This is a genomic window from Streptomyces sp. NPDC039609, assembly GCF_055596705.1.
Map to the genome: position 1 here is coordinate 1 of NZ_JBVIUJ010000031.1, position 9654 is coordinate 9654.

The 9654-nt window shown below is 72.3% G+C and carries 3 protein-coding genes; all 3 read right to left on the reverse strand.

Annotated features, from left to right (window positions below; translation table 11 throughout):
* On the reverse strand, positions 1–6848 hold a 6848-nt coding region (locus ACZ561_RS39990; RefSeq protein ID WP_471005071.1), incomplete at its 3' end, for an amino acid adenylation domain-containing protein.
* A gap of 144 nt (positions 6849–6992) precedes the next feature.
* Complete coding sequence (locus tag ACZ561_RS39995) at positions 6993–7829, reverse strand: siderophore-interacting protein (protein WP_471005073.1); 837 nt, start codon at positions 7827–7829, stop codon at positions 6993–6995.
* A gap of 21 nt (positions 7830–7850) precedes the next feature.
* The coding region (locus tag ACZ561_RS40000; protein ID WP_471005075.1) for an alpha/beta fold hydrolase at positions 7851–9654 on the reverse strand (1804 nt) is incomplete at its 5' end.

Below are 9654 nucleotides of genomic sequence, written 5' to 3' on the forward strand. Positions count from 1 at the left end.
TCCGGGAGCGCGGCGAGTGCCGGGTCCTGGTCCTGGTCCACGGTGACCGTGTTCGGGACGGCGGGCAGGCCGCGTTCGCGCATTGCGGTGTCGGTAAGCAGGACGGGGGCGGAGGTTTCGTCCACGATCCACTGCATCCGCTCCAGCGGGGAGCCGGAGTGCAGCGGCAGGTAGAAACCGCCCGCCTTCAGCACCCCGAGCAGGGCCACGACCAGGTCCACCGAGCGTTCCATCAGCACCGCCACCGGCGCTTCGTGGCTCACACCGAGTCCGATCAGGCGGTGTGCGAGCCGGTTGGAGCGCTCGTCCAACTCGCGGTAGGTGAGTTCGCGTCCCGCGCAGCGGACCGCGACCGTGTCCGGGGTCCGCGGGACCTGGGCGGCGAAGGCCGCATGGACCGAGGACGCCCGCAGGCCCTCCGACGGCTGCGCACCCGCCCAGGACTCCAGCAGCCGCACACGCTCGGCCTCATCGACCACATCGATCCCACCGATCCGGCCATCAGGATCACCGGAGACGGACTCCAGGATCCTTACCAGACCGGTGATCAGGCGCTCGGCGGTCTCCTGCTCGAAGAGGTCAGCGGCGTAGGTGACGTAGGCCCGCACCGGTCCGGGAAGGCCCTGGTCGGTGTGGGTCAGGAGGAGGTTCAGCGACAGGTCGAACTTCGCCGTCTGCTGCTTCCCCACGATCTCTTCGGCCGTCAGGCCGGGCAGCTCCGGGGCGCTGTCCGCACCGGTCCGGACGTTGAGGAGGACCTGGAACAGCGGGTGCCGGTCCGGTGAGCGCACCGGGTTGACGGCCTCGACCACCCGCTCGAACGGCACGTCCTGGTGCGAGTACGCCGCCAGGCTGGTGGCGCGGACCCGTTCCAGCAGCTCCCGGAAGGTCGGGTTCCCCGAGGTGTCGTTGCGCAGGACCAGGGTGTTGACGAAGAAGCCCACCAGGTCGTCCAGCTGGTCGTCGGCGCGTCCGGCGACCGGGGTTCCGATCGGGATGTCCGTCCCGGCGCCCATCCGCGTCAGCGCCACCGCGAGGCCGGCCTGCGCGACCATGAACGGCGTGGCGCCGGTGGACCGCGCGAGTTCGGCCATCCCGCGGTGCAGGTCCGCGTCCAGCTCGAAGAAGACGGTGTCGCCGCGGTGTCCGGCCGCCTGGGGGCGCGGGTGGTCGTAGGGGAGTTCGAGCTGGTCCGGGATGCCGTCCAGCGTCTGCTTCCAGTATCCGAGCTGCTGGTTGACCAGGGATGCGGGGTCGTCCTCGGCGCCGAGGAGCTCGCGCTGCCACAGCGTGTAGTCGGCGTACTGCACCGGCAGCGGGGACCAGGAGGGGGCGCGGCCCTGGAGCCGGGCGGTGAACGCCGTCTCCAGGTCGCGGACGAGCGGGCCCAGCGAGGCGCCGTCGCTCGCGATGTGGTGCAGGAGCAGCAGCAGGACATGCTCTTCGGGCCCGGTGGTGAACAGCGTGGCTCGCAGGGGCAGTTCTGCCGAGAGGTCGAAGACATACTGTCCGGCCTCCCGCACCAGCGTCTCCGTCTCGTCGGCACGGCAGTCGACCCGGTGCAGCCGCAGGCCCGTGGAGTCCTCGTCCAGGATCACCTGGACCGGGGCGCCGTCCACCTCCTGGAACACCGTGCGCAGGCTCTCGTGCCGGGCCACCACGTCGCCCAGGGCGCGCTCCAGCACCTCGGGGTCCAACTCCCCGCCGATCCGGAAGGCCGCCGGTGCGTTGTAGGTGGCGCCGGCCCCCTCCAGCTTGTCGAGGAACCACAGGCGGTTCTGTGCCGGGGACAGCGGGATCCGCTCCGGCCGCACCGCGGCGGTCAGCGCGGGCCGGGCCGCACCGGCCGCCGCGACCCGCTCCGCCAGCGCGGCCACCGTCGGGGCCTCGAAGACCGTGCGCACCACCAGCTCGGCGCCCAGCACCGCACGAATGCGGCCCGCCAGCCGCGTCGCCAACAGCGAATGCCCGCCCAGCTCGAAGAAGTCCTCGTCGATACCGACCGCCGGCACGCCCAGCACCTCCGCGAACAGGCCGCACAGGACCTCCTCGCACGCCGTGCGCGGGCCGCGCCCGCCCCCGGACACCGGCAGCTCCGGCGCGGGCAGCGCCCGCCGGTCCAGCTTCCCGTTCGTCGTCAACGGCAGCCGGTCCAGGACCACGAACGCCGACGGCACCATGTACTCCGGCAGCAGGCCCGACGCGTGCACCCGCAGCGCCTCCACGTCCACGGCGCCGTCCCGGTCGGCCGCGGGGACCACGTAGCCCACCAGGCGCTTGTCCCCCGGCCGGTCCTCCCGCACCAGGACGGCCACTTCCGAAAGCCCCGGGAAGCGGGCCAGCACGGCCTCGACCTCGCCCGGTTCGATGCGGAAGCCGCGGATCTTGACCTGGTGGTCGACGCGGCCCACGAACTCCAGGAGCCCGTCGGCCCGCCAGCGCACCACGTCACCGGTGCGGTACACCCGCGCCGCGGGATCGTCGGAGAACGGGTGCGCGACGAACTTCTCCGCGGTCAGCTCCGGGCGGTTCCAGTAGCCCCGGGCCACGCCGGGGCCGCCGACCCACAGTTCGCCGGGGACCCCGGGCGGCAGGAGGGCACCGTTCTCGTCCATGACGAACACCTCCGTGTTCGTCACGGGACCGCCGATGGGGAGCTGCCCCGCCCGGGGGGTGTTCCGGTCCACCTCGTAGCAGGTGGTGAACACGGTGGCCTCGGTGGGGCCGTAGCCGTGGACGAGGTGCTCGGGGGCCCACGGGCCGTCCACCAGCTGGTCCACCACCGGCCGCTCGACGGCCTCGCCGCCGAAGAACACGTAGGTGAGCTCGGAGAGGAGGTCGGGGCAGTCCAGCAGGTGCTGGCGGAGGAGCGGGGCCGTCAGCCACATCATCGTCACACCGCAGCGGCGCAGGGCGGCCTTGAGCTCGACGGCGTCGAGGAGGACCTCCTTGTCCATCACCGCCATCGCGGCACCGGAGGTCAGCGCGGGCCAGCACTCGAAGGTGAAGGCGTCCCAGGCGAAATTGGAGGGGTGGGCGACCACGTGGCCGGGGCCGAGGCCGGAGAACACCTCGCTGTCGACCAGCCGGCAGACCGAGCGGTGCTCGATCATGACGCCCTTGGGGGTACCAGTGGAGCCGGAGGTATAGATGACGTGGAAGAGGCTGTCGGGGCCGGTCGGCACGGCCGGGGCCGTGGCGGGCCAGGTGTCGATCGCGAGCCGCTCCGCGTCGATCGGCAGCAGTTCGGCGGTCACTCCGGCCAGCCGATCCCGCAGGTGGGCGTGCGTGACGACCAGTGACGCCTGCACGTCCGCCACCATGAACTCCAGCTGCTCCACCGGGTAGTCGTGGTTGAGCGGCACGTAGGCGGCGCCCGCCTTCAGGACGCCCAGGACGGCGACGACCGCGTCGATCCCCCGCTCCACACAGACCGGGACCAGCTGCTCCGGACGCACCCCCCGGTCGATCAGGTAGTGGGCGAACCGGTTCGCCCGCTCGTCCAGCTCGCGGTAGGTCACCGCCTCGTCCCCACAGGAGACCGCGAGCGCGTCCGGAGTCCGCTCGGCCTGGTCCTGGAAGAGCCGGTGCACGGTGGTGTCGTCGGGATACGGCACGGTCGTGTCGTTCCAGTCGACGACCAGCCGCCGGTGCTCCTCCGGGGAGAGCAGGTCAATCCGGCTCAGCGGCCGGCCCGGGTCCGCCGCGACCGCGGCGAGCAGCAGCGCCAGACAGTCCACGATCCGCTGTGCGGTGTCCGCGGTGAAGAGGTCGAGGGCGTATCCGAGCCGCCCGGTGACACCGCTGGGAAGGCCGTCTGCCGCGTGCTGCTCGAAGAGCTCCAGGGTGAGGTCGAACTTGGCGACGTCGGTGTCGCCGAGGGTCACATCCGCGGTCAGGCCCGGCAGGTCCATCGGGACGGAGTTGTTGTTCTGCAGGGCGAGCAGCACCTGGAAGAGCGGGTGCCGGGCGGTGGAGCGCTCCGGGTTGAGCACGTGCACCAGGTGCTCGAAGGGGACGTCCTGGTAGGCGAAGGCCTCCAGGGACACCTCCCGCACCCGGGCCAGCAGCTGCTCGAAGGAGGGGTCGCCGCTGGTGTCGGTACGGATCACCAGGGTGTTCACGAAGAACCCGACCAGGTCGTCCATCGCCTCGTCGGTCCGATTGGCGACGGGGGTGCCCACCGGGATGTCGTGCCCCGCGCCCAGCCGGGAGAGCACCGCGGCGAAGGCGGCCTGCACCACCATGAACAAGCTGGCCCCGTGGGTGCGGCCCAGGCCGGTCAGGCGCCGGTGCAGCTCCGCGTCGAGGGTGAAGGGGACCGAGTCCCCGCGGTGGCTCGCCACCTTGGGCCGGGGGTGGTCGTAGGGCAGTTCGAGCTGGTCCGGGATGCCTTCCAGGGCCTTGGTCCAGAAGGTCAGCTGCTCGTTCACCAGGGAGCCGGGGTCGTCCTCGGAGCCGAGCAGCTCCCGCTGCCACAGGGTGTAGTCGGCGTACTGCACCGGCAGCGGCGACCAGGACGGCGCGGCCCCCTCGCAGCGGGCGGCGTAGGCACGGCTGATGTCGCGGGTCAGCGGGGCCAGCGACCAGCCGTCGGAGGCGATGTGGTGCGTGAGCAGGAACAGCACGCACTCGGTCTCCGACAGGGTGAAAAGACGGAACCGGACCGGCGGGTCCACCGCCAGGTCGAAGCGCTCCGCCGCCAGGGCGGCGATCCGTCCGGGCAGGGCGGCCTCGTCGGTCGGCACCACCTCGAAGTCCCGCATCGCCCGTGTCGCCGGCAGGATCCGCTGGAACGGCACGCCCTCGGCGCCCTCGGGGAAGACAGTGCGCAGGCTCTCGTGGCGGTCCACCACGTCCTCGAGGGCGGCCCGCAGCGCGGCCGGGTCCAGCGGCCCCGACAGGCGCACGACGAGGGGCAGGTTGTAGGTGGCCCTGGCCCCCTCCAGCTTGTCGAGGAACCACAGGCGGTTCTGTGCCGGGGACAGCGGGATCCGCTCCGGCCGCACCGCGGCGGTCAGCGCGGGCCGGGCCGCACCGGCCGCCGCGACCCGCTCCGCCAGCGCGGCCACCGTCGGGGCCTCGAAGACCGTGCGCACCACCAGCTCGGCGCCCAGCACCGCACGAATGCGGCCCGCCAGCCGCGTCGCCAACAGCGAATGCCCGCCCAGCTCGAAGAAGTCCTCGTCGATACCGACCGCCGGCACGCCCAGCACCTCCGCGAACAGGCCGCACAGGACCTCCTCGCACGCCGTGCGCGGGCCGCGCCCGCCCCCGGACACCGGCAGCTCCGGCGCGGGCAGCGCCCGCCGGTCCAGCTTCCCGTTCGTCGTCAACGGCAGCCGGTCCAGGACCACGAACGCCGACGGCACCATGTACTCCGGCAGCAGGCCCGACGCGTGCACCCGCAGCGCCTCCACGTCCAGACCGCCCTCCAGGCCCGGCTCCGCGACCGCGTAGCCCACCAGGCGCTTGTCCCCCGGCCGGTCCTCCCGGGCGATGACCATGACCTGCGACATTCCCGGGAAACGGGCCAGCACGGACTCGACCTCGCCGAGCTCGATGCGGAAGCCGCGGATCTTCACCTGCTCGTCGGCCCGGCCCACGAAGTCCAGTACCCCTTCACCCGCCCAGCGGGCCAGGTCCCCGGTGCGGTACATCCGCGAGCCGGCCGGACCGAAGGGGTCGGCGACGAACCGCTCCGCCGTCAGGTCCGGACGCCCGAAGTAGCCCCGGGCCACGCCCGAGCCCGCCAGGTAGAGCTCCCCCGCCTCGCCCGCCGGTACCGGCGAGAGCGCGTCGTCCAGGACGTGGGCCCGCATCCCGTCCAGCAGGCGCCCGATCGGCAGCGGCGACGGGAGATCGCCGCTGCCCGACCAGGGGTGCGTCGTGGCGTACAGCGTGGTCTCGGTGGGCCCGTACGCACTGCGGACGACGATGCCCGGGCAGTGGTCCAGGACCCGCCGGACCGCTGTCGGGGAGACCACGTCACCACCCGTGATCACCTCCCGCACCCCCGCGAAGCAGCGCGGATCCTCCTCCGCCATCACCTGGAACAGGCCGGCGGAGACGTCCAGGGCGGTGATCTCCTCGTCGGCGATCAGCCGGGCGAGGGCAGCCACGCTCAGCTCGCCCTCCGGCGTGATCACCGTCCGCCCGCCGTGCAGCAAGGGCACCCACATGCCGTAGATCGACGGGTCGAAGGCGTACGGGATGACCATCAGGACCCGCTCGTGCACCCCGGGCTCGAACAGGCTGTCCGCCACCAGGTCGAGGACGTCCCGGTGGGTGACCGCCACGCCCTTGGGGCGGCCCGTGGATCCGGAGGTGTACATCACGTACGCCAGCTGCCCCGGTCGGCACTCGACACCGGGGTCGGTGACGGGCATCCCCGCCGACCGCGGGTCCTCGTCCACCACCAGGACCGTGGGGGCGGACGGCAGGCCGCGACCCCGCATCCCGGTGTCGGTCAGCAGCACCGGCGCGGAGGTCTCGTCCACGATCCACTGCATCCGCTCCAACGGGAACGCGACGTGCAGCGGCACGTAGAACGCGCCGGCCTTCATGACCGCCAGCAGCGCGACCACCAGGTCCACCGAACGCTCCATCAGCACCGCCACCGGCGCCTCCGGACCCACACCCAGACCGATGAGCCGATGCGCCAGCCGGTTCGACCGCTCGTCCAACTCCCGGTACGACAGCTCCCGACCCGCGCAGCGCACCGCCACCACGTCCGGAGAACGCAGCACCTGAGCCGCGAAAGCCGCCTGCACCGAACCACCGGCCGACACCGCGCCGAACGCGGACGACCGGTCCCCGGTACGACGGACAGCATGTGCAGTACTCATGGCCAATTTCTCTCTTTCGGGTTGGGCTCGCGCGACTTTCGGTTGGCCGGCAGGGAGCGGAAGGGGGTGCACCGGGCCACCGCCGGCACCGCGACCCGCGAGGAGCGGGGGCGGTGCCACCGGTGCCCCGGGAAGGGGCGGGGGCTAGGCCGGGACCGGATCTGCCACGTCGCGGTTCCATTCAGACTTGGAGGTCTGCCAGCCGTCCTCGTCCACCCCACGCCGCCAGTAGCCGGAAATGGACAGCTGCTCGCGGTCCAGGCCGCGCTCTATGCGGAGGTGGTGCCGCAGCGCCTTCACGAAGTGCGCCTCGCCGTGGACGAAGGCGTGCACCGTGCCGTCGGGGAACTCCGAGGCGGAGACGGCCTCGTGCAGCGCGTCGCCGATCGTGCGCTCCCCGCGGTGCAGCCAGACGATCTCGGCCTCGGCCCGCGTCCGGAACTCCTGCTCCTCCTCGGGACCGGACACCTCGATGAAGGCCTTCGCGACCGCCCCCGCGGGCAGCGCTTCCAGGGAGGCTCCGATCGCCGGGAGGGCGCTCTCGTCCCCTGCCAGCAGGTGCCAGTCGGCCTGCTCGCTGGGCGCGTAGCCGCCGCCGGGACCGATGAAGTGGATCTCCTGCCCCGGCTCGGCCCGCGCGGCCCAGGGGCCGGCCAGGCCGGTGTCGCCGTGGTGGACGAAGTCCACGGTCAGTTCGACGGCCTCCCGGTCCCAGTGGCGGACCGTGTAGGTCCGGGTCTTGGGCCACTGGTCCCTGGGGAGTTCCTGGCGGATGGCCGCGATGTCGAACGGCTCCGGGTACCGCACACCCTCCAGCGGGAAGATGAGCTTCACGTAGTGGTCGGTGTATTGCTCCACGGCGAAGGACTCCAGACCCTCACCGCCGAGCACGACCCTGATCATGTGCGGGGTCACGCGTTCGGTGCGCAGCACCCGCCCCCGGTGGACCCTCGACCTGTTCTGCGCCGGCTTGTCGGACATTGATGTTCCCCTTCCGGGTGGTCAGAACTGCTTCTTCAGCGCTCGAGCCAGCACCGGAGCAAGGTCCGCAAGTGCATCCGCACTCATCATCTGCATGTGCACGAACGCCGTGGCATGCTTCTCGATCCGGCCGCTCACGTACGGCTCCCAGACCTCCGAAAGTCCGGTGGGAGCGCCGTCCGGTCCGGCCGCCTCGAAGAAGATCATGTCCCCGTCGTACTGCTCGGTGGCCGTCGCGCGGCTGATCCTGAGGTTGTTCGCCGTGATGTCGACGAGGGCGGTGACGGTCCGCTCGTCAAGGCCCGCCAGGGTTCCGCCGTGGGCCTTGAGGATCTCCAGGACCCGCGGCATCGGGATCGGCTCGTCGCCGGCTTCGGCGTGGAAGGCCCCGATCCCGTCGAAGGCGAGTTCCAACAGGTCCCGCTGGGTGCGCGTGCCGTCGTCGGAGCCGTGGCCGCCGATGCCGGCGTCGACCACGGCCAGCAGGGACACCTCCTCCCCCTCCTGCTGGAGGCGGGCGGCCAGGGTGTGGGCCACCTTGCCTCCGAAGGACCAGCCCAGAAGGGCGTACGGGCCGGACGGCTGGACCGCCCGTATGCGGCCCAGGTAGTCCTCGATCAGCTCGTCCATGTCGGCGGGGAGCGGCTCGTCCCCGGCCAGTCCGCGGGCCTGCAGCCCGTACACCGGGTGCTCCCTGGGGACGTAGCGCAGCAGCCCCGCGTAGCACCAGGCCATGCCGCCGCCGGGGTGTACGCAGAACAGCGGCGGACGGCTGCCGGCCGAGCGAAGGGTCAACACGTGCTCCAGTCCGCTGTCCTGCTCCTCGCCGTCGCCCTGGCCCAGGTTCGACAGGGCGGCCACAGTGGGGGTGTTGAGCAGGCTGCGGATGGAGAGCCGCACGCCGAGGATCGCCCGGATGCGGCTGATGAGACGGGTGGCGAGGAGGGAGTGGCCGCCACGTTCGAAGAAGTTGTCGTCGATGCTGACCGTGGGCACGCCCAGGACTTCGGCGAACAGGCCGCAGAGGATCTCCTCGCGCGGGGTCCGCGGACCGCGCCCGGTCGGGGCGGGCGCCAGTGCCTCGGGGGCAGGCAGGGCCCGGTAGTCGACCTTGCCGTTGGCGGTCAGTGGGAGCCCGTCGAGGACCACGAAGGCGGAGGGGACCATGTACTCGGGCAGCAGCCCGGACGCGTGTCCGCGCAGCTCCTCGGTGTCCGGGCCGCCGTCCAGATCCGGCTCGGCGACCAGGTACGCCACCAGCCGCTTGTCGCCGGGCCGGTCCTCGCGGGCGATGACCGTGACCTGCGAGATTCCCGGGAAGCGGCCGACCACGGCTTCGACTTCGCCGAGTTCGATGCGGAACCCGCGGATCTTGACCTGGTCGTCGGCCCGGCCCACGAAGTCGATGAGCCCGCCGTCGGCCCAGCGGGCCAGGTCGCCGGTGCGGTACATCCGCGAGCCGGCCGGACCGAACGGGTCCGCGACGAAACGCTCCGCCGTCAGATCCGGACGCTGGTGGTAGCCGCGGGCCAGGCCCGCACCCGCCAGGTAGAGCTCCCCCGTCACGCCCGCCGCGACGGGCGAGAGCGCGTCGTCCAGGACGTAGGCGCGCATCCCGTCGAGCGGGCGCCCGATCGGGACCGGCGCGGGCACTTCCTCGGTGGCGGTCCAGGGGGCCTGGGAGGCGAAGAGGGTGGTCTCGGTGGGGCCGTAGGCACAGCGGACCACCGTGTCCGGGCAGTGGTCGAGGACGCGCCGGACCGCGGCCGGGGAGATCACGTCACCACCCGTGATCACCTCCCGCACACCCGCGAAACACCCCGGG

Coding starts and splice junctions, on each gene's coding strand:
- ACZ561_RS39995 (WP_471005073.1), bottom strand. CDS start 7,829: ATGTCCGACAAGCCGGCGCAGAACAGGTCGAGGGTCCACCGGGGGCGG.